Origin of the sequence: Streptomyces sp. NPDC048516, from assembly GCF_043199875.1 — a bacterium.
Taxonomy (GTDB): domain Bacteria; phylum Actinomycetota; class Actinomycetes; order Streptomycetales; family Streptomycetaceae; genus Streptomyces.
On the sequence record NZ_JBICWS010000023.1, the window covers coordinates 59,607 to 78,392 of the forward strand.

Genomic DNA, 18,786 nt, shown 5'->3' on the forward strand with positions numbered 1-18,786 from the left:
CCCTAAATTACTCGCCGCTTGGAAGTGCAGCACGGAATCGCTTGACGTCTCGCTGGATGTAAGGCGAGAGGTCGGTGAGTATCCTCAAGATCGCATCGACCTCTTGCGCGAGCTCTGGGGACGCTGACCATACATCTGACTTGCGGGTAAGTACGGCGGACAGCAAGTCGTCGTCATACCACCCTCCCGTGGCTTGGTGTGGCGCTGTGTCCCTCAGGAATTCAAGAGCAAGAGGCAGGATCCAGGGTAGGCCGACATTCTGCCCAATGAGGCGCGCCAATTCTTCTGGGGTGAGGTCTCCGATAGGTTGCCGCCGGAGGGCGTGCACGCTCTTGACGAGGTTGGTGGAGCCCTCAGGAGGATCCGGCCAGGCACTACTTTCGAGTTCCGCGATGGAGTTCCTGTGATCAATCGGGCTGTTTTTCATCGATTCCTCACAAAGGGCCGGGACCGGCCTCGGATGCGCTCTCCACGGCCACGGAGCGCTGCGTGTTGCTGTTGGAAGCCAGCCTCGCGCCGGCGCCATGGTGAGCCGCTGCAGTATTTATGACAGTCTCTTTTTTCTCGTTGGTGTGATTTCGCTGTAGGGCGAGGCGGGAGTGGCCGTCGACGCCGGTGTGCATGTAGCTGTAGCTGGCGTTCGCGCGGTCTTGCGGCCTGCTTGGCAACCCAGGCTCTTGTGGCCGCCGCCGCCGGGGATATTGCCGAGCTACTTGATGTCGACGTGGACGAATTCGCCGGGCCGGTCGCGTTCGTAGCGGCGTCAGGCGGGCCAGGCCGAAGCGGGACAGTATGCGGTGCACGGTCGAGGGCACCAGACGGAGCAGGTGTGCGATACAGGCCGGGCCCCACCGGCGCGCGAGTCGGCCTTTGATGATCCGGCGCTCGGTCCGGGTCGGGGTGCGTCGGGGGCTGTGGTGCGGCGACTGGAGCGGTCGGTCATGCTGGGCTCGCCGAGGAGGCGATAACGGTCGGCCCAACGCTGAGCCGTCGTGGGTGAGACCTGGAATCGCTCGGCCGCCCGGCGCAGTGGCCAGCCGCCTCGACGACGCCAGCCGCAGACTGCCGGTCTCGGTCAGAGGTGCATTACGGTGAGGCACAAGGGCCTTTCTGGTCGCTGGCGTGGATGTTGCAATCCACACCAGCCAGAAGGCCCTCACCCAAGATCCCTCAGCCGAGACCTGCCTCACCGTCCAAAACCTCCCCGGACAGAACAGCTAGAGCTGGCGGAGGAGGCGTAGCTAGCGGGCGCGTGCGTCGGCGGGGCGTGTTTCCTGCTCGGGAGGGCGCGAGTCGCCAACGCGTGAATGGTTACAGGAGCAGATACACGCCTGTGCGGACCTCTTGCAGTACGCCTTGAATTACCATGAGAGAACATTCGCGTTCGATGTTCTCTATGGTCATCTCTTCGAATTTCGGTGAAGTCTCGAAGTAGAATTCCAAGTCGTAAAGGGTGAAGCAATCTCCCTGGCGGCTGCCATCCAGGTGAACCTCCCCTCCGTCGGGAAAAGTGACGGTGTAGCCGATTCCGTGAACCGAGTATGCGAATCCATTCGAACATGTCCCGTTTCTCGGGAGCCTGTGATTCAGTGCTGCTGAAACAATTTCCGGGGCCCCCGATGCGCTGAAGGTTTTTTCGATGGCCTTCTTCGCCTCCCTGAAATCATTCAATGCCTCTGGTAGTTGCTTTCTGATGCTCACGTGCTACTCCTCTCTATCGCAACTTGTGTCGGTTGAGGCGATTTCCGCGATACTCTGCTGCAGAATTCATAACATCATCCATGTCTTTATACCCCAGAAACCCCTCCTCCTTGAGTTGTTTGGTTACATCTTGTATGGAGACTTCTTCTACGTTTGCATACCTGGCTGCCGCAAGTCGGTGGTGCCCATCGACGACATATCTAACGCCGTCTTCCCCCTTTACGACAGAAATCGGGCTTTGACCCCAGTCGAATGAGCCGTTGCGCATTGCATCTCGGTACTTGCGCACGCGTTTAGTTGAGCTGTCTCCGCTGATTTCGTGTGTCGGCTTGAGTGCATGCGGATCTGCGGTCTCGCAGGGGATCAGGCCTAGTGGGTCGACCCACGCATGAGGGTTTGTTACATATGCGGCAGGGTTTGGTGCTGGGTAGAGGCCCAGTGGGTCATTTGAGAGATAGCGAGCCGCTGTCGGGTCGTACTGTCGATGAAAATTGTAGTGCAGTAGCGACTCGGGATCAAAGTATTGTCCAGGGAATCGAAGCGGTGTATAGGCGCTTGCACTTGCGTCCCAAGTGGTGGTTCCCCAAAGGGAAGAGTTTGCGCGCCACGCAGTGCTGCCTGATTCATCGAAAAGTTCGGTGGGCATTCCAGCGAGGTCGGTGGCTATTGCGAAAAATCGCTGATCCGTGATTTTTTGAGGGTTGTGCGGAAGTTGCGAGGAGTCGATTTTGCGTTCGGTCTGAGTGAGTGGCGTGAGGCCGTCATTATCCCAGCTGAGGATGACGCCTTGCGGGACGCCCGAAGTATCGGTGGATTGTTCGGCGAGATGGGGGCCTTCCCAGGTGAAATTCGTCTGCTCCAGGACTGTTGAGGCATCTGAGGCAAGGCGCTGTTTGGCTGTGCGGCGACCGATGGGGTCGTACAGATATCGCCATCTGGTGCCATCCGGGGTAACGATAGATGTGAGGCGGTCTTCGGCGTTCCAGATGTAATGCCATGTGCCGGGTTTGCGGGAGAGCCGGGTTTCCTGGCGGACCACAACCCGACCAAGGGCATCGTGTTCGTACCGAATGCGGCCGGCGCGGGAGATTTGGGTGCCCGTGTAAGTGCGTTCGCCTCGGGCTGAAGGGCTGGCATGCCGGTCGGGCCAGGTGGCGTGGGTTTGGTTGCCGGTTGCGTCGTAGGCGTAGGTCTCGGTCCAGTCGGTGGCGTGGACGGCGGTGACACGGCCTGCGCGGTCGAGATCGAAGGTGCGGCGGCCGGTGTGGGAGTCGTCGATCGCGGTGAGGTGGCCGTCGGGGCGGTAGGTGTAGCCGCGGTGGAGGACTCGTTGGGCTTCGGCAGCCGCAGGGTTCTCCGGGCCGGTGGACTGGAGCGTGCCCGTGGCCGCTGCGGTGAGGGACTGGGTGGTGAGGCGGCCGGTGGGGTCCCAGGTGTGGGCGAGCTGGAGGTGGTCGCCGATGGTGCGGGTGAGTTCCTGGCCTGCGGCGTCGTGGTCGAAGGTGAGGATGTGGCCGGCGATGTCCATGGCGGTGCGGTTGCCGGCCGCGTCGTAGGTGTAGGTGGTGGTGTGGCCGGTGGGGGTGGTGCGGGATGTGCGGCGGCCCAGGGCGTCGTAGGTGAACGTCATGGTGCGGCCGTTGACGGACTCGGCGGTGACGCGGCCAAGGATGTCGCGGGTGTAGGTGACCGTCGCGTCGGGGTTGGCGGCCTGCTGGAGGTTGCCGGACGCGTCGTGGGCGAACGTCGTGACCAGGCCGGCGGCGTTCTTCTCGGTGATACGGCCGAGTACGTCGCGGGTGTAGCTGGTGACCTCGCCGAGGGTGTTGGTGCGGGTGGCGAGTTGGCCCGCGGCATCGTGGGTGTAGGCGAGGACGCGGTCGTCGAAGTCGGTCTCGGATATGAGGTGGTCGGCGCCGTCGTAGGTGTAGTTCCAGGTCAGGCCTTGGGGGTTGGTGACCTGGGTGAGGCGGAGTTCGGTGTCGTGGGTGAACTCGTGGCGGACGCCGTCGGGGTCGGTGCGAGCCACCAGAAGGTCGAAGTGGCTGTATTCGTAGCGGGTGGTCTGGCCGATGGCGTCGGTGTGGGTGAGGCGGTTGCCTTCGCCGTCGTAGGTCCATTCCTCGGTGGCGCCGGTGGCGTCGATGCGGGCCGCGAGCTTGCCTTCGACGGTCCACACCATGTGGGTGGTCTCGCCGAGAGGGTCGGTGACGGAGGTGGCACGGCCGAAGGCGTCGCGGCGGTAGTGGGTGATGGCGCCCAGTGGGTCGGTGGCCGAGAGGGGGAGGCCCGCCTTGTCGCAGTAGAGATGTGTGGTGTTGCCGAGGGTGTCGGTGACGGAGGCGAGGTTGCCGCGGGTGTCGTGGGTGTAGGTGGTGGTCGCGCCCAGCGGGTCCGTCGACGACGTGCGGTTGCCGGCGGCGTCGTAGGCGTGGGTCCAGGTGGTGCCGTCCGGGCCGGTGATGCTCAGAGGCAGGCCGAGAGCGTTGTACGTGGTGCTGGACGTCGACCCGTCGGGAAGGACGACGTGCACCGGGCGGCCGGCGTCGTCGTAGTCGATGGTGGTGGTGCGGCCCAGGGGGTCCGTGGTGGACAGGATGTGGTGGGCGGCGTCCCGGACGGTGCGGGTGGTGGCGCCCGTCGGGTCGGTGGTGGCGACGATCTGGTGGCGGTCGTTGACCTGATAGGCGGTGACCTCGCCGAGGGAATTGCGATGCAGGTTGGTGCGCAGGCCGGTGACCGGGTCCGGCTCACCCCAGGTGAACTCGCCGCGCAGGTGGCCCGCGATGCCGCCTTGTGAAGTGCAGCGGTCCTGGTCGTCGTAGACGTAGTGGTAGCTGCTGTTGTTGGTGTCGGTCCAGGCCGTGATGCGGCCGATGTCGTCGTAGGTGAAGCGGAGCGGCAGGCCGGAGGAGTTGGTGACGGTGGCCAGGTTGCCGTGCTCGTCGTAGCCGTAGGTGACGAGGAGTTGGTCGCTGCCGTCGGGGGCCGCGCCGGCGAGGTGGAGGGCGGTGATGCGGCCCTCGTCGGTGGTGAGCAGGAGGCGGTAGCCGGCGCTGTGGGTGATCGCGGTCGGCGTGCCGTCTTCGGTGTAGTCGAAGGTGTGGTGGTTGCCGTGCCGGTCGGATATCTCGTCCAGGACGGCGAGGCCGTCGGTGTAGCTGGTGAAGTAGCGGCGGAGACCGCTGACGGAGTCCGTCAGGACGTAGTCACCGTCGGGCGTGAGCTCCAGCGGGGCACCGTCACCCTCGACCGGGCGGGTGGGGACGCCGACGGCGGGATGGGGGTAAAGGTGGAAGTCGCCCTCTTCGCCGATGAGGATGACGCCCTCGGCGTCGATCTCCAGGCGCTGGTCGACCGTGGACATCCAGGTCGGGCCGAACCAGCGGCCGGTGCGGTAGGACGACTCGAAGGTGCGGTTGAAGGAGAGCGGCAGGCTGCCGGGGAGGGTGACGTCCGTCTGCGGCAGGACCATGCGCCCGGTGGCGATGTCGATCGGGTCACCGCACTTGTTCTTGGACCATAGGCCGCGCAACCGGTCCATGACCGTGCGCTTCCCACCCTCCTTGGCAGCGGATCGGGCCGCGCCCTTGGCGGCGTCCTTGGCGGCCGCCTTTGCCGCGCCCTTGGCCAGCCCGCCGGCGCCCTTGCCTCCGACGAGGTTCAGCAGGAAGGCGCCGTACGCGTCGGCCGGGTCGCTGCCCCAGCCCGAGCCGAGGAGGCCCTTGGCGGTGTTGATCGGGTGGAGGGGAGCCTGGGCCAGGCCCAGGAGCGTGGTGCCGGCGTTGCCCAGGGCCTTCCAGGGGTGGGTGATGTTGTAGGGGTCCATCGGATTGACCATGCGGGCGAGCTTCAACGTCTCGGCGCCGGCCTTCAGCGCGCCGCCGGCCAGGTGCATGTGCTCCAGGACGAACGCCTTGCTGCCGTCCTTCAGGGCAGCCCCCGCCAAGTCGGTGAACGCGGGCTTGTCCGGTGCGTGGGCCAAAGCCTTCTTGATGGCGTTGCGGGCCTTTTCGGCGGCCTCGTTGCGTTGGCTTCGGGCCTCCTTGAGGATCCCCTCAGCCGCCTCGCGGCCCTTGTCGCCCGGATCGACGAACGCATCGAGCTTCTGCGGCGCCGGCCCCGGATCCGCGCCACTCTTTGCAATGTCGTTCCAGGCCTCGACGTCCCCGCGGTAGAACTTCACCTTCGTCCGGTAGGACTCGGCGGCCTTTCGCGTCGCCTCATCTGCCTTCTGGTACTTCTCGATCGCGTCGGCGGCTTTGCCCTGCGCCCAGGAGACCGTCTCCGCGTACGACTTCAGCGCCTTCGAGGCGTCGCCGCAGGCATCGGCCGCATGCATCCACTGCTTGGGATGCATGTCGAACTTCTCACGGAAGGCGTCGGCGGCCTTGCCGCCCCAGCCTCTGTGCGAGCCCAGCTTGCGCATGCTGTCGGCCACCCGGTCGAAGGCCGCCGAAAAGTCCTTCAGATGTGACGCGCTCTCGTCGATCTTCTCGACGTCGCCGTGGATGAGCTCCTTGGGTTCCTGGGTCTCCCCGAGCTGACGCTCATCAACGTGGGCGCCCAGCGCGCCGGCGAGCTTGTCGCCGCCCGAGCGGACGGCATCGGCCGCGCCGTCCGCTCCCAACACGTCCAGGTGGTCCGCGACCTTGTCGGCCCCGAACTCCACGATCTCACCGGCACCGCGTTCCACGGCGTCGGTGAACTCATGGGCGCCCTCGCCGACCTTGTTGACGGCATCCCCCAGCCAGTTCACTTGTCACTGCCCCCGTGGTCTTCGGACTTCTTGGCTTCGTGGAACTTCGTGGTGACCTCGGCAGGGTCGTCGAGCGGGTGCGTCATCCGGTCGGGGACGGAGTGGAAGTCCTGGACGGTCTTCTGGGCCGCGCCCATCATCTTGTCCCGTGCCTCCTTCGACTCCGCGGAGTTCGGATCGAAGTCCGGATGCAGCGCCTGCTCGAAGGGATTGTCCGCGCCGATCTGGCTCCAGGACCGCTTGTGCAACTGCTCGGCCGTCAGGCTCGGATCCCCCATCGCCGCGTTCGTCGTCTGCTTCAACGCGTCTGAGACGTACTGCTCCTGTTCGTAGTAGATGCCGGCGGTCAGGTGCAGTTTCTTCGAGAATTCGTTGGCGTCCTGCATCAGGCTGCGCACGCCCCAGCCCCAGCGGTCGCAGAAGGAATCCAGAGCGGATGCCAGACCGTCGTCGCCGCATTCCACGCTGTCCAGGGACAACCTGTCGAATCCACGGCCGAGTTGGGCTTCGATATCGAAACCCAATTCCTTCAGCTCGGCCGTCGCCGCCCTGATGCCCTTGGTGAGATCCGCGAAAGCCTCTGGATCGAGCTCATATCCGCCGCCACTTATCAGGCCCATTCCTGTGCCTTCCCCGTGAGTGACGCGGTTTCGGACACGTCGGCTGCCGGTACGTCGACGGCAGCACTGTCGGGCACGATTCCGGACACCGGGGGGAAGAGCGCCCCCTGCTCGCTCCCCGCGTCCAGCGCCACCCCCGCCGGACCCTCGATCGCGGGAATCAGCACGTCAAGGACCCGGGCACCGGACACCGCGACGTACCGCCACTCCGTCCCTGGCTCGCTCCCCCGGGACAGCGCGAAGCGGCTCAGCGCGTCCTCGTCGGTGAAGGCGTACAGCCAGCGGATGCCGTCCAGCTCGGCCGACAGGAAGGTGTCGTCGACCGTCGGGAGCAGGACGTGGGTGCGGCGGAACTCCCCCACCAACGCGCCTGGATCAGGCTGTCCGGCATGGACTGCCGCTATCTCGTCGGTCAAAGACATGCGGAACGGATCCCCCTATTCGCCACGGAAGCTTTGGAACTCAAAGAATTGGTGAACTGCTGTACCTACTTTGGCACATGGCGCTGACAGCGAGGCGCAGGGCAGCGTCTGCGGAGACCGACCCACGGTTTCTTTCTTGTTCAATCACATGCCTCGCAGTGGGCCGCGAGTGCGGTGGAGCGACCCGAGATTTCCTCTGGGTGACAAGTGCCGCCATTTGCCCGGAAAATCGCTTATGAGCCACAGGTGTATTCTCACCGTCGCGCTCGTGGCACTCGCCCTCGTGGCACTCGCCCTCGCGGCGGGCGCCCTCGCAGCGGGCGCCGTCACCCCGCCTCGGGCGCCTCGGCCCCCTCTATGGCCTTCACCCCGGCCCCTGCGCCCCGCATGCCCCGCCCAGCGGGCCGAACCGGCGGCCCGCCCACGCCCCCCAACAGCAGCAACCAGCCCAGATTGGCCGGGATTCCAGCATTCCGGGGGCTTCTTCCCGGTAGGGGGCGCGTTATCGCAGCCGAGCGTGTAGCTTCCCGGGGACGAGCGGCCCGGCAGGGGGTCGCGCCGGGCCCGCCGGGGTGGAGGGGGTTGCTCGATGGGCGTGCGGCTCATGGTGGTGGACGATCACCGTCTGCTCGCGGAGGCGCTCGCCTCGGCGCTGAAGCTGCGCGGTCACCGCGTCCTGGCGGCGGCCGCGCCGAGCGCCGGGGCCGCGGAGCTGGTGGTGAGCCGGGCGCCCGAGGTGTGCCTGCTGGGGACCGCCGCACCGGCCCGTCCTGGCGCCTTCGACCCGGTCGTACGGATCAAGAAGGAGCGGCCGCAGGTCGCGGTGGTGGTGTTGGGGCCGGTGCCCAGCCCGCGGGGGATCGCTGCCGCTTTTGCCGCCGGGGCCTCCGGGTACGTCCGTAACGACGAGCGGATCGAGGGTGTGGAGCGCGCCATGATGAAGGCGCGGGCGGGGGAGGCGGCGGTGGCGCCGCAGTTGCTGCAGCAGGCCTTCGAGGAGTTGCTGCACCCCGCGGCGCAGCCGGACGACGAGGGGGCGCGGCTGCTGGAACTGCTCACCCCTCGCGAGGTCGAGGTCTTGATGCGGGTCGCGGACGGCGAGGACACCCGGCTGATCGCGGCGGGGATGGATATTGCGCCGAGTACGGCGCGTACGCATGTCCAGCGGGTGCTGATGAAGCTGGAGGTGGGGTCACGGCTGGAGGCCGCGGCCCTGGCGGCGCGCACCGGGCTGCTGGAGAGAGCGGCGGGCGGCCGTATCGCGCAGGTCGCGGCGGCGGGTCCGGACGAGCCGGCCCCGCCGCCGCAGTAACAGCACTCACCCCTCGGCAGCGAGTGCCCAGCCCTCGTGCAGCGAGTGCCCAGCCCTCGGCCAGCGAGCGTCCACCCCTCGGCCGCGAGCGCTCAGCCCTCAGCAGCCCCGTCCGCTATCTCGGCCTGCAGTTCCCCGGCCGTCGGCGGGACGGCCGGTCGCAGCTTCAGCCAGATGAGGAAGAACAGGCCGAGGGCGAGCATGCCCAGGCCCGTCCACAGGTTGATGTTGATGTCCTGGGCCTTCTTGAGGTCCGCGTCCGAGGCCGTCAGGCCGGCGATGGTGACGATCACCCCGTAGACGACGAACAGGCCGCCGATGATGCGCCGTACGTCGAAGAGCCGCGCGGCGGTCGCCGACTCGCGCTCCAGCTCCTCGACCTCGTGCTGGTAGTCACTCATGGTGCGTCAACTCCGCTGATTCAGGCATGTTCAGGCAGGTTCAGGCATGTTCGGGCAGGTCAGAAGGAGAACGGGACGTAGCAGACGGCGGCGAGGACGACCGCGCCCCAGCCCAGCAGGGCCGGCTTGCGGTACCACGCGTCGTCGCCCTCGGCCGGCAGTTCCTCCATGCCGGGCGACCGGGAGCCGTAGACCAGGCCCGCCAGCGACTCGACCGGCTTGGGCTTGGTGACCAGGGTGACGAGCACCATCACCAGCGCGCCGACGACGAACGCCACGATCGAGGAGACGAAGTTGGCGCCCTGCTCGGAGGGGATCGCGATGATGCCCTGCTTGTAGAGCCAGAAGTAGTTGACCATCGCGGCCGCGGTGCCGGAGAGCAGGCCCCAGAAGCCGGCCGCCGCGCTGGTCCGCTTCCAGAACATGCCGATGATGAAGACGACGAACAGCGGCACGTTGAAGAAGGAGAACAGCGTCTGCAGGTAGTTCATGATGTTGCTGAAGGACGAGGCGATGAAGGCCGTGCCCATGCCGATCAGCACGCCGACCGCGGTGACCACGCGTCCGGTCTTGAGGTAGTAGCGGTCCTCGCGGCCCTTCTTGAGGTACGCCGCCCAGATGTCATTGGTGAAGACCGTGTTGAAGGACGAGACGTTGGCGGCCATGCCCGCCATGAACGCCGCCAGCAGACCGGTCACCGCGATGCCCAGCACGCCGTTGGGCAGCAGGTCCCGCATCAGCACCGGGATCGCGTCGTTGTACTGCAGCCCGTCCTTGGACTTGCCCAGCGTCGGCTCCATGACCAGCGCGATCAGACCGGGGACGACCACGACCAGCGGGATGAAGATCTTGGGGAAGGCGGCGATCAGCGGGGTGCGCTTGGCGGCGGAGAGGTTCTTCGCGGACAGTGCGCGCTGCACCTCGGCGAAGTTGGTGGTCCAGTAGCCGAAGCTCATCACGAAGCCGAGGCCGAGGACGATGGTGAGCCAGTTCGCGCCGAGCGGGTTGGCCTCGCCGATGCCGGTGCCCTTCCAGGCGGTCAGGAAGGCGTCGCCGTGCGAGGAGTTGAGTGAGCTGGTCAGGCCGTCCCAGCCGCCGACGCGCTTGAGGCCGACGATGGTCAGCGGGATCAGCGCGGCCAGGATGACGAAGAACTGCAGCACCTCGTTGTAGATCGCCGAGGACAGGCCGCCGATGGTGATGTACGCCAGGACGAAGACGCCGGCGATGACGATCGCGACCCACTGCGGCCAGCCGAGCAGGGCCTGCAGCACGATCGCCATGGCGTAGAGGTTCACGCCGGCGATCAGCACGGAGGAGACGGCGAAGATGACCGAGCTGAGCAGGTGCGAGGAGGGGCCGAAGCGGTGCAGCAGGAATTCGGGCACCGAGCGGACCTTGGAGCCGTAGTAGAACGGCATCATCACCAGGCCCAGGAAGACCATCGCCGGGATGGCGCCGATCCAGTACCAGTGCACGGTGTAGGCCCCGTACTGCGCACCGTTGGCGGCCATGCCGAGGATCTCGGTGGCGCCGAGGTTGGCGGCGACGAAGGCGAGGCCGGTGACCCAGGCAGGCAGCGACCGCCCGGAGAGGAAGAAGTCCAGGCTCGTCTTCACGCTGCGTTTGGCCGCGAATCCGATGCCGAGGACGACGACGAAGTAGATGGCCAGGATCGTGTAATCGAGCCCGTTGGTGGGGAGCCGTAGCCCCTCGGCCAGAGTGATCATGGGCGACTCATTTCGCGGGTCGGGAGCACGGCCCCCGGAGGACACATCTCTGTGCGATCGGAACGCACAAAAAGCTACGCGCGGCCTTCGAGAAACTGAATACTTTTGTTTGGTTCAGTTGCGCTTTCGTGATCGGGGTGAGCGAAATGCCGGAAATGTCTGCCCGCCCGCCGCCCCGTACATGCCCCGCATGCGCCCCCGCACCCGGCGTTGACGCGGCTGTTTAGTTGTGCTTCATTGTGTTTGTTTGTGTTTGCTCGGAGGGTGAGGAGAGCTCCCGTGAAGAAGACGTCGACCCGGCTGGCGGACGGCAGGGAGCTCATCTACTACGACGCGCGTGACGACGTCGTACGCGATGCCGTCGACCGGCGTCCCCTCGACCCGGTGGCCACCGCGTCTGAGATCCGTCACGACCGGCTCCTCGGCGACCATGTCGCCATCGCCTCGCACCGCCAGGCCCGCACCTACCACCCCCCGGCCGACGAGTGCCCGCTGTGCCCCTCCCGCGAAGGCCGCTTCTCCGAGATCCCCGCCGCCGACTACGACGTCGCCGTCTTCGAGAACCGCTTCCCCTCCCTCGCCGGCGACAGCGGTCGCTGCGAGGTCGTCTGCTTCACCTCCGAGCACGACGCCTCCTTCGCCGACCTCACCGAGGAGCAGGCGGCCCTGGTCCTGGAGGCGTGGACCGACCGCACGGCGGAGCTCTCCCAGCTCCCCGGCGTGGAGCAGGTCTTCTGCTTCGAGAACCGCGGCGCCGAGATCGGCGTCACCCTCGGCCACCCGCACGGCCAGATCTACGCCTACCCCTTCGTCACCCCGCGCACCGAGCGCATGCTCACCTCGCTCGCCGCCCACCGCGCGGCCACCGCGGGCGGCAACCTCTTCGACGAGGTGGTCGCGGGCGAGCTCGCCGACGGCCGCCGGATCGTCCTCGAAGGCGAGCACTGGGTGGCGTTCGTGCCGTACGCCGCACACTGGCCCTACGAGGTGCACCTCTACCCCAAGCGCCGGGTCCCCGACCTGCTCGCCCTCGACGAGGCCGCGCGCACAGAGTTCCCACAGATCTATCTGGAAGTCTTGCGGCGCTTCGACCGGATCTTCGACACGGGGACGGGCCCGGGGCCCCGGGCGGCCGGCGCCGCCCGTACGCCCTACATCGCCGCCTGGCACCAGGCGCCGCTGCGCGCCGGGAACCGGGAGGAATTCGCACTGCACCTCGAGCTTTTCACCATCCGCCGCACTTCCGGCAAGCTGAAGTTTCTCGCGGGTTCCGAATCCGGCATGAACGTGTTCATCAATGATGTGCCGCCGGAGGCCGCGGCCGAGCGACTGCGAGAGGTAGCGAGCAAGTGAGCCAGCGAGCGATCCAGCAAGTGAGCAAGAAGTACCTGGTCACAGGCGGTGCGGGATACGTCGGAAGCGTCGTTGCGGCGCATCTGCTGCAGGCCGGTCACGAGGTGACCGTGCTGGACGACCTGTCCACCGGCCACCGCGCGGGCATCCCCGCCGGTGCCCGCTTCATCGAGGGCCGCATCCAGGACGCCGCGAAGTGGCTCGACCCCTCCTATGACGCGGTGCTCCACTTCGCCGCCTTCTCCCAGGTCGGCGAGTCCGTCGTGGACCCCGAGAAGTACTGGCGCAACAACGTCGGCGGCACCATGGACCTGCTCGCCGCGATGCGCGACGCCGGTGTCCGTACCCTCGTCTTCTCCTCCACCGCCGCCACCTACGGCGAGCCGGTCTCCACCCCGATCACCGAGTCCGCCGAGACCGCGCCCACCAGCCCGTACGGCGCCGGCAAGCTCGCCGTCGACCACATGATCAGCGGGGAGGCGGCGGCCCACGGCCTGGCCGCGGTCTCGCTGCGCTACTTCAACGTCGCCGGCGCCTACGGCAGCTGCGGCGAGCGCCACGACCCCGAGTCGCACCTCATCCCGCTCGTCCTCCAGGTCGCCCAGGGCAAGCGCGAGGCGATCTCCGTCTACGGCGACGACTACCCCACCCCCGACGGCACCTGCGTACGCGACTACATCCACGTCGCCGACCTCGCCGAGGCCCACCTCCTCGCCCTCGACGCTGCCACCGCCGGCGAGCACCTGATCTGCAACCTCGGCAACGGCAACGGCTTCTCCGTCCGCGAGGTCATCGAGACCGTCCGCAAGGTCACCGGGCACCCCATCCCCGAGATCGCCGCCCCGCGCCGCGGCGGCGACCCCGCCGTGCTGGTGGCCTCCGCCAAGACCGCCATCGACCGTCTCGGCTGGCGCCCCAGCCGCGCCGACCTCGCCGGAATCGTCACCGACGCCTGGCAGTTCGCCCAGCACCTCGACCGGGACCACCACCACAACTCACCACAGGGGACCTGATGACCGCTCACGGAGCCGCCACCCCGGCCACCGGGCGCCCGCACGGCGCTCAGCACACCGCGGCGGAATTCGCCGCGGTGTACGGCGCCGCCCCCACGGGCACCTGGGCGGCACCCGGCCGGGTCAACCTGATCGGTGAACACACCGATTACAACGATGGCTTCGTGATGCCGCTCGCCCTTCCGCACACCACCCTCGCCGCCGCCTCGGCCCGCACCGACGGGGTGCTGCGGCTGCACTCCGGCGGCGCCGACGGCGGCATCGTCGAACTGCGCATCGACGAGCTGCGTCCGGCGCCCCAGGCGGGCTGGGCGGCCTACCCGGCCGGCGTCGTCTGGGCGATGCGGGAGGCCGGCCTGCCGGTCGGCGGCGCGGACCTGCACTACGACAGCACGGTGCCCACCGGCGCCGGACTCTCCTCCTCCGCCGCCCTGGAGGTCGTCACCGCGCTGGCGCTGAACGATCTCTACGCGCTCGGCCGGCAGCCGCAGCGACTGGCCCAGCTCGCCCAGCGGGCCGAGAACGCCTTCGTCGGCGTGCCCTGCGGGATCATGGACCAGACCGCCGCGGCCTGCTGCACCGAGGGCCATGCCCTCTTCCTCGACACCCGCGACCTCACCCGCCGCCAGATCCCTTTCGACCTGGCGGGGGAGGGACTGCGGCTCCTCGTCGTGGACACCCGGGTGAAGCACGAACTGGGAGACGGCGCATACGCGGAGCGGCGCGCCGGTTGTGAGCGTGGCGCGCGGGCGCTCGGCGTGCGAGCCCTGCGCGATGTGCCGTACGCGCATCTGCCCGAGGCCCTGGCCGGGCTGGCCGACGACCCCGTCACCCAGGCCCTGGTCCGGCACGTCGTCACCGAGAACCACCGGGTCGAAGAGGTCGTCGCGCTGCTCGGCTCGACCCGCACCCGCGCCATCGGCCCACTGCTGACGGCCGGCCACGCCTCGCTGCGCGACGACTTCAAGATCTCCTGCCGGGAACTCGACCTCGCCGTCGACACCGCCAACGCGTCGGGTGCCCTCGGGGCCCGGATGACCGGCGGCGGCTTCGGCGGCTCGGCGATCGTGCTCGTCGAGGAGGCCGACGCCCCCGCCGTCGGCGCCGCGGTCACCCAGGCCTTCGCGGCGGCCGGCCATGCCGCTCCGCGGATCTTCGAGGCCGTCCCGAGCGCGGGAGCACACCGCATCGAGTAGGGCGTGCCGGGCGGCGCGCGGCCACCGGGCGGGCTCCGAACGGCCCGGGTGGAGGGGCAGTTTCGTCAATCACCTTCCCTTGCCGCAACCCGTCCGTACGCTGGGACCCTGCACCGGTGGGGGCCGGTGCCGATCAGGGGGCGAGACCGTTCGGGTACGGCGCCCGGGGTGGGGTAGTCATGACGGCACGGCGGCGGCCGTGCGGCTGAGGCGATCTTCAATCCGGGCGTCGTGCCCGCTATGGTCCGTTCACCGGGACAGGGGGTCTCTGTGCAACGCATCCGGGTTCTGGTGGTCGACGACCACCGCATCTTCGCCGAATCCCTGGCGGCCGCGCTCGCCGCGGAACAGGACGTGGACGTAGCGGCCGCGGGCAGCGCCCCCGCGGCGCTGCGCAATCTGGACCGGGCGGTCACCGACGGCCGCCGGTTCGACGTGCTGCTCGCCGACGCGGACCTCGCCGCGCCGCTGCTCGCGGTGCCCGCGCAGGGAGCGCCGCGCGACGCGGTGCCGCGCCCCGTGCCGCGGGACGGCATCGCGCTGGTCTCCGGCCTGCGCACCAGCCATCCGTATCTGCGCACCGTCGTCCTCGCCGACCGCGACGACCCGCGCCGCGCGGCCGCCGCGCTGCAGGCCGGCGCCTCCGGCTGGGTCGCCAAGGACTGCTCGCTCTCCCGGCTGCTCGCCGTCATCCGCGGCGTGCTCCGCGACGAGACGCATCTGCCGCCCGCGCTGCTGACCGGCGTACTGCGGGAGTTGACGGCTGCCCGCAAGCACCGCTCGGAGAGCGAGCGGCTGGTGGAGTCGCTGACCCCGCGCGAGCGCGAGGTGCTGCGCTGCATGGTGGCGGGCCTGGGCCGCAAGGCGGTCGCCGAGCGGCTGTTCCTCTCGCCGCACACGGTCCGCACCCATATGCAGAACGTGCTCGGCAAGCTCGGGGTGCACTCCACCCTCGCGGCCGTCGCGCTGGCCCGCCGGGCCGGGGTCGGCCCGGTCGAACTGGAGGCGGCGGCCGCGGCGGCCTCGGTGTCGGTGCCGTGAGGGGCTGAGGCCCGGGGGAGGCCCCGCGAGGGCGCGCGGGAGCGTCAGGAGCGCCGCTCGCGTGCAGCAGCGCTGACCTATGCGCCGGGCTCGGTCAGTACGGCCACGCCCCGGGGCGCCAGCACGACCCGGTCGACGTCCCCGGGGCAGGCCGGCCCGCCCTCGCCCACGCCGCCCTCGCCCGCCCCGTCCACCGCCGCCAGCGCATCCCGCATCGGCCCCGGCAGCACGGCCTCCACGGCCTGGGCCCCGTGGTTGAGCAGGAAGAGATAGCGCCCGCCGGCGCCCTCGCGGACGGTGGCCTGGACGCCCGCGGGCAGCCCCGGCAGTACGGGCGTGACCCCGGCCGCCGCCCGTACGTCGTCCAGCAGGGCCCGCATCAGCGCCGGTTCGAGCCGGGTGCCCACGTACCAGGCCGTGCCCCGCCCGTAGAAGTGCCGGGTCACCGCGGGCCGCCCGGCGAGATCCCCGTCCGTGAAGCGGGCGAGCGCCTCGGCCCCTTCGAGGTCGATGGCCTCCGCCCACAGATCCGCCCGCCCCGTACAGGCGCCGCCAGGCTCTCCACTCCGGTCGGGCAGGGAGGCACCCCCACCGCCGACCGCCACGGACCGGCTCTCGTCCAGCGGCCAGAACTCCTCCACCCGCAGCCCCAGCAGCTCCCGCAGCGGCCCCGGATACCCGCCCGGGTGCACCCGGTCGTGCGCGTCGACGATCCCCGAGAAGAACGACACCACCAACTGCCCACCGCCTCGCACATAGGCGGTCAGCCGCTCGGCGTCGTCCGCGGTGAGCAGATACAGATTGGGCGCCACGACCAGCCGGTAGCCGGACAGGTCACGCTGCGGCGGAACCACATCGCAGGCCACGCCCGCCTCGAACAGCGGCCGGTAATGATCCAGCGCGATCCGCGAGTGGTCCAGCGCGGTCGACGGCTTGGAGTCCAGCTCCAGCGCCCACCAGCTGTGCCAGTCCGCCAGCAGCGCCACCGCGGCCCGCGACCGGGTCCCCTCGATGCCCGGCAGCGACGCCAGCTCCCGCCCCAGAGCCGCCACTTCGCGGAAGGTACGGGTGTCGGTCCCGCCGTGCGGCAGCATCGCCGAGTGGAACTTCTCCGCGCCGCCCAGCGACTGCCGCCACTGGAAGAACAGCACCGCGTCCGCGCCCTGCGCGACGGCCTGCCAGCTCCACAGCCGCATCGCGCCGGGCGGCTTGGGGCCGTTGCGGGGCCGCCAGTTGACCGCGCTGGGTGCCTGTTCCAGCAGCATCCAGGGCTGCCCGGAGCACGCCGAGCGCATCAGGTCGAAGACATAGCCGGCCCGGATGTGGTCATCGGGGACGTACGGATCCTGGTAGAAGTCCAGCGCCATCGCGTCCATGTGCGCGGACCAGGCGAAGGCGTCGACGGGCTTGTGCTGGGGCATCAGATTGGTGGTGACCGGAATCCGGGGGGTCAGGCGCTCCAGTACCGCCTTTTCGGCCAGATAGCAGGCGCGCAGGGCCGCGTCGCCGAAGCGCAGATAGTCCAGCTGCTGGGCGGGGTTGGGGAAGGTGGGCGCGGCGCGGGGCGGCAGCACCTCGTCGAAGCCGCCGTAGGCCTGCGACCAGAAGGCCGTCGACCAGGTGGCGTTGAGCGCGTCGATGTCCCCGTAGCGTGCGCGCAGCCAGCGCCGGAAGTCGTCGGCCGAGACCTCGCAGTAGCACTGGCGGGTGTGGCACCCGTATTCGTTGCCGACGTGCCACATGGCCAGCGCCGGGTGCCCGGCGTAGCGGGCGGCGAGCTGTTCGACCAGGCGTACGGCGTGTGCCCGGTAGACGGGGCTGGAGGGGCAGTAGTGCTGTCGGCCGCCGGGCCAGCGGCGTCGCCCGTCGGCGTCCTCGGGCAGGATCTCGGGGTGTGCGTGGGAGAGCCATGGCGGGGGCGAGGCGGTCATGGTGGCCAGGCAGACCGCGATCCCGGCGCCCGCCAGCCCGTCCATGACACGGTCGAACCAGCCGAAGTCCCAGGCCCCGGGACGGGGTTCGACCTTGGCCCAGGAGAAGATCCCGGCGGTGACCATGGTGACGTGGGCCGCCTTCATCAGCTTCAGATCCTCGGCCCACACCTCCTCGGGCCACTGCTCGGGGTTGTAGTCGCCGCCGAAATGGATGCCCATGGATCCCCCTACGGATCGAACGGATTCCCCTGCGGATCGAGCGGATCCCCCTGCGGATCGAGCGGATCCCCCCGCGGACCGAAGCCCGGGCGGGGGCGCCGCGGCCTCGCCGTCGCCGGAACCGGCTCACGAAGAGTTCTTGTACACGCTCCAGCCCCCGTCCACGACGAGGCTCGCACCCGTGACGAAGGACGCCTCGGGGGAGAGCAGGAAGGCGATGGCGGCGGCGACCTCCTCGGGCCGCCCCAGCCGCCGCGCCGCCGTCTGCGCGGCGCTGGCCCGCCGCTCCTCCTCGCCGATACCGTCCCAGGCCGCCGTCAGTACGGGGCCCGGCAGCACGCTGTTGACCCGGACCTCCGGCCCGTATTCCACGGCCAGTTGACGACCCAGCCCGGTCAGTCCGGCCTTGGCCGCGGCGTACGCGGGCCGCCCCGGCAGCCCGATCAGCGCATGCACCGACGAGGTCAGCACCACCGAGCCATGGCGCGCCCGCAGATCCTCCAGGGCGGCGCGCACGCCGAGGAAGGAGCCGGTGAGATTGACCGCGAGCTGCCGGTCCCAGTCCGCGAGCGGGGTCTGTCCCGCGGACGCCACATACGGCAGAAAGGCATTGCTGACCAGCCCGTCCACCGGACCGTAGCGCCGCCGCGCCGCCTCGACCGCCCGCTGCCAGTCGTCCTCGCCCGCCACATCGCAGTGCTCGTACGAGGCATGGCCGCCGGCCGCCCGGATCCGCCGCGCGGTGTGTTCGCCGCGTGCGTCGTCGATGTCCAGCAACAGCACGCCGGCCCCCTCGGCCGCCAGCCGGTCGGCGGTGGCCGCCCCGATCCCGGCGGCGGCACCGGTCACCAGGACCGTACGGCCCTCGAACCGCTTGCCGTACGGGCCGTTCGGGCCGTTCGCCGGGTGCGATGCGCGCTGCTGGCTCATGGCGCGATCCAAGCCCACGAGACGAGCGACGGGCAAGGGGATGGGGGAGGAGAGGGGGAGCAGAGGGGCGCATGCAGATTTAGGGGGCGCACGTGAGTCACATGCACATCACCAAAAAATGCGGTGTGCGCCGTGCTCACCCTGGCGGGGCCCTG

At 69.0% G+C, this 18,786-nt stretch carries 14 protein-coding genes and 1 pseudogene; 5 read left to right on the top strand and 10 right to left on the bottom strand.

All coding sequences use genetic code 11. The features are described from left to right. Window positions 1-7 precede the first annotated feature (7 nt). The 6 genes and pseudogenes from ACGFR7_RS32310 to ACGFR7_RS32335 all read right to left on the bottom strand — a co-directional run bounded on the left by ACGFR7_RS32310 (window position 8) and on the right by ACGFR7_RS32335 (window position 7,502). The gene (locus tag ACGFR7_RS32310; protein WP_393326048.1) at window positions 8-526 is read right to left on the bottom strand and encodes a contact-dependent growth inhibition system immunity protein; all 519 of its coding nucleotides are present in this window, start codon (window positions 524-526) and stop codon (window positions 8-10) included. 25 nt (window positions 527-551) lie between these two features. Next, window positions 552-1,100 (bottom strand): annotated as a pseudogene (locus ACGFR7_RS32315) (helix-turn-helix domain-containing protein); the annotation flags it as partial. A 211-nt stretch (window positions 1,101-1,311) separates the two neighbouring features. After that, entirely contained in the window at window positions 1,312-1,701 is a 390-nt protein-coding gene (locus tag ACGFR7_RS32320) for a DUF6896 domain-containing protein (protein WP_393326051.1), read from the bottom strand. Between the two features lie 13 nt (window positions 1,702-1,714). Then, window positions 1,715-6,460: a putative T7SS-secreted protein gene (locus tag ACGFR7_RS32325; RefSeq protein WP_393326054.1), complete on the bottom strand. Its 4,746-nt coding sequence runs from the start codon at window positions 6,458-6,460 to the stop codon at window positions 1,715-1,717. After that, window positions 6,457-7,080: a hypothetical protein gene (locus tag ACGFR7_RS32330; RefSeq protein ID WP_393326057.1), complete on the bottom strand. Its 624-nt coding sequence runs from the start codon at window positions 7,078-7,080 to the stop codon at window positions 6,457-6,459. Before ACGFR7_RS32330 ends, ACGFR7_RS32325 begins: the two co-directional genes overlap by 4 nt. Continuing rightward, on the bottom strand, window positions 7,071-7,502 hold the full coding sequence (locus tag ACGFR7_RS32335) for an SseB family protein (RefSeq protein ID WP_393326060.1): 432 nt from the start codon (window positions 7,500-7,502) through the stop codon (window positions 7,071-7,073). The genes ACGFR7_RS32330 and ACGFR7_RS32335 overlap by 10 nt, the downstream gene beginning before the upstream one ends. A 589-nt stretch (window positions 7,503-8,091) precedes the next feature. Here ACGFR7_RS32335 and ACGFR7_RS32340 point away from each other — a divergent pair. Continuing rightward, a complete protein-coding gene (locus tag ACGFR7_RS32340; RefSeq protein WP_393326062.1) occupies window positions 8,092-8,814 on the top strand; it encodes a response regulator transcription factor in 723 nt (240 codons plus the stop codon). A gap of 92 nt (window positions 8,815-8,906) precedes the next feature. Here the strand turns inward: ACGFR7_RS32340 and ACGFR7_RS32345 are convergent, their stop codons facing one another. Both ACGFR7_RS32345 and ACGFR7_RS32350 read right to left on the bottom strand, forming a co-directional pair. After that, complete coding sequence (locus ACGFR7_RS32345; RefSeq protein ID WP_393326065.1) at window positions 8,907-9,215, bottom strand: hypothetical protein; 309 nt, start codon at window positions 9,213-9,215, stop codon at window positions 8,907-8,909. 59 nt (window positions 9,216-9,274) lie between these two features. After that, window positions 9,275-10,945 (bottom strand): sodium:solute symporter family protein, encoded by a 1,671-nt coding sequence (locus tag ACGFR7_RS32350; protein WP_393326066.1) that lies wholly within the window; start codon window positions 10,943-10,945, stop codon window positions 9,275-9,277. Between the two features lie 279 nt (window positions 10,946-11,224). On the opposite strand from ACGFR7_RS32350, the gene galT reads away from it, so the two are divergent. From galT to ACGFR7_RS32370, 4 genes are all read left to right on the top strand, one after another. Beyond that, the gene (gene galT / locus ACGFR7_RS32355) at window positions 11,225-12,298 is read left to right on the top strand and encodes a galactose-1-phosphate uridylyltransferase (protein WP_393326068.1); all 1,074 of its coding nucleotides are present in this window, start codon (window positions 11,225-11,227) and stop codon (window positions 12,296-12,298) included. A gap of 20 nt (window positions 12,299-12,318) precedes the next feature. Beyond that, complete coding sequence (gene galE, locus ACGFR7_RS32360; protein ID WP_393326110.1) at window positions 12,319-13,311, top strand: UDP-glucose 4-epimerase GalE; 993 nt, start codon at window positions 12,319-12,321, stop codon at window positions 13,309-13,311. Next, window positions 13,311-14,507 (top strand): galactokinase, encoded by a 1,197-nt coding sequence (gene galK / locus ACGFR7_RS32365; protein ID WP_393326071.1) that lies wholly within the window; start codon window positions 13,311-13,313, stop codon window positions 14,505-14,507. The genes galE and galK overlap by 1 nt, the downstream gene beginning before the upstream one ends. A gap of 270 nt (window positions 14,508-14,777) precedes the next feature. Further along, window positions 14,778-15,548 carry a LuxR C-terminal-related transcriptional regulator gene (locus tag ACGFR7_RS32370; protein ID WP_393326073.1) on the top strand — a complete coding sequence of 257 codons (771 nt, stop codon included), beginning with the start codon at window positions 14,778-14,780 and terminating at the stop codon, window positions 15,546-15,548. 77 nt (window positions 15,549-15,625) lie between these two features. Here ACGFR7_RS32370 and ACGFR7_RS32375 read toward each other — a convergent pair whose 3' ends face one another. Together ACGFR7_RS32375 and ACGFR7_RS32380 are read right to left on the bottom strand one after the other, a co-directional pair. Further along, complete coding sequence (locus ACGFR7_RS32375; protein ID WP_393326076.1) at window positions 15,626-17,701, bottom strand: beta-galactosidase; 2,076 nt, start codon at window positions 17,699-17,701, stop codon at window positions 15,626-15,628. A 126-nt stretch (window positions 17,702-17,827) separates the two neighbouring features. After that, the gene (locus ACGFR7_RS32380) at window positions 17,828-18,631 is read right to left on the bottom strand and encodes an SDR family NAD(P)-dependent oxidoreductase (RefSeq protein ID WP_393326079.1); all 804 of its coding nucleotides are present in this window, start codon (window positions 18,629-18,631) and stop codon (window positions 17,828-17,830) included. Between the last annotated feature and the right edge of the window lie 155 nt (window positions 18,632-18,786).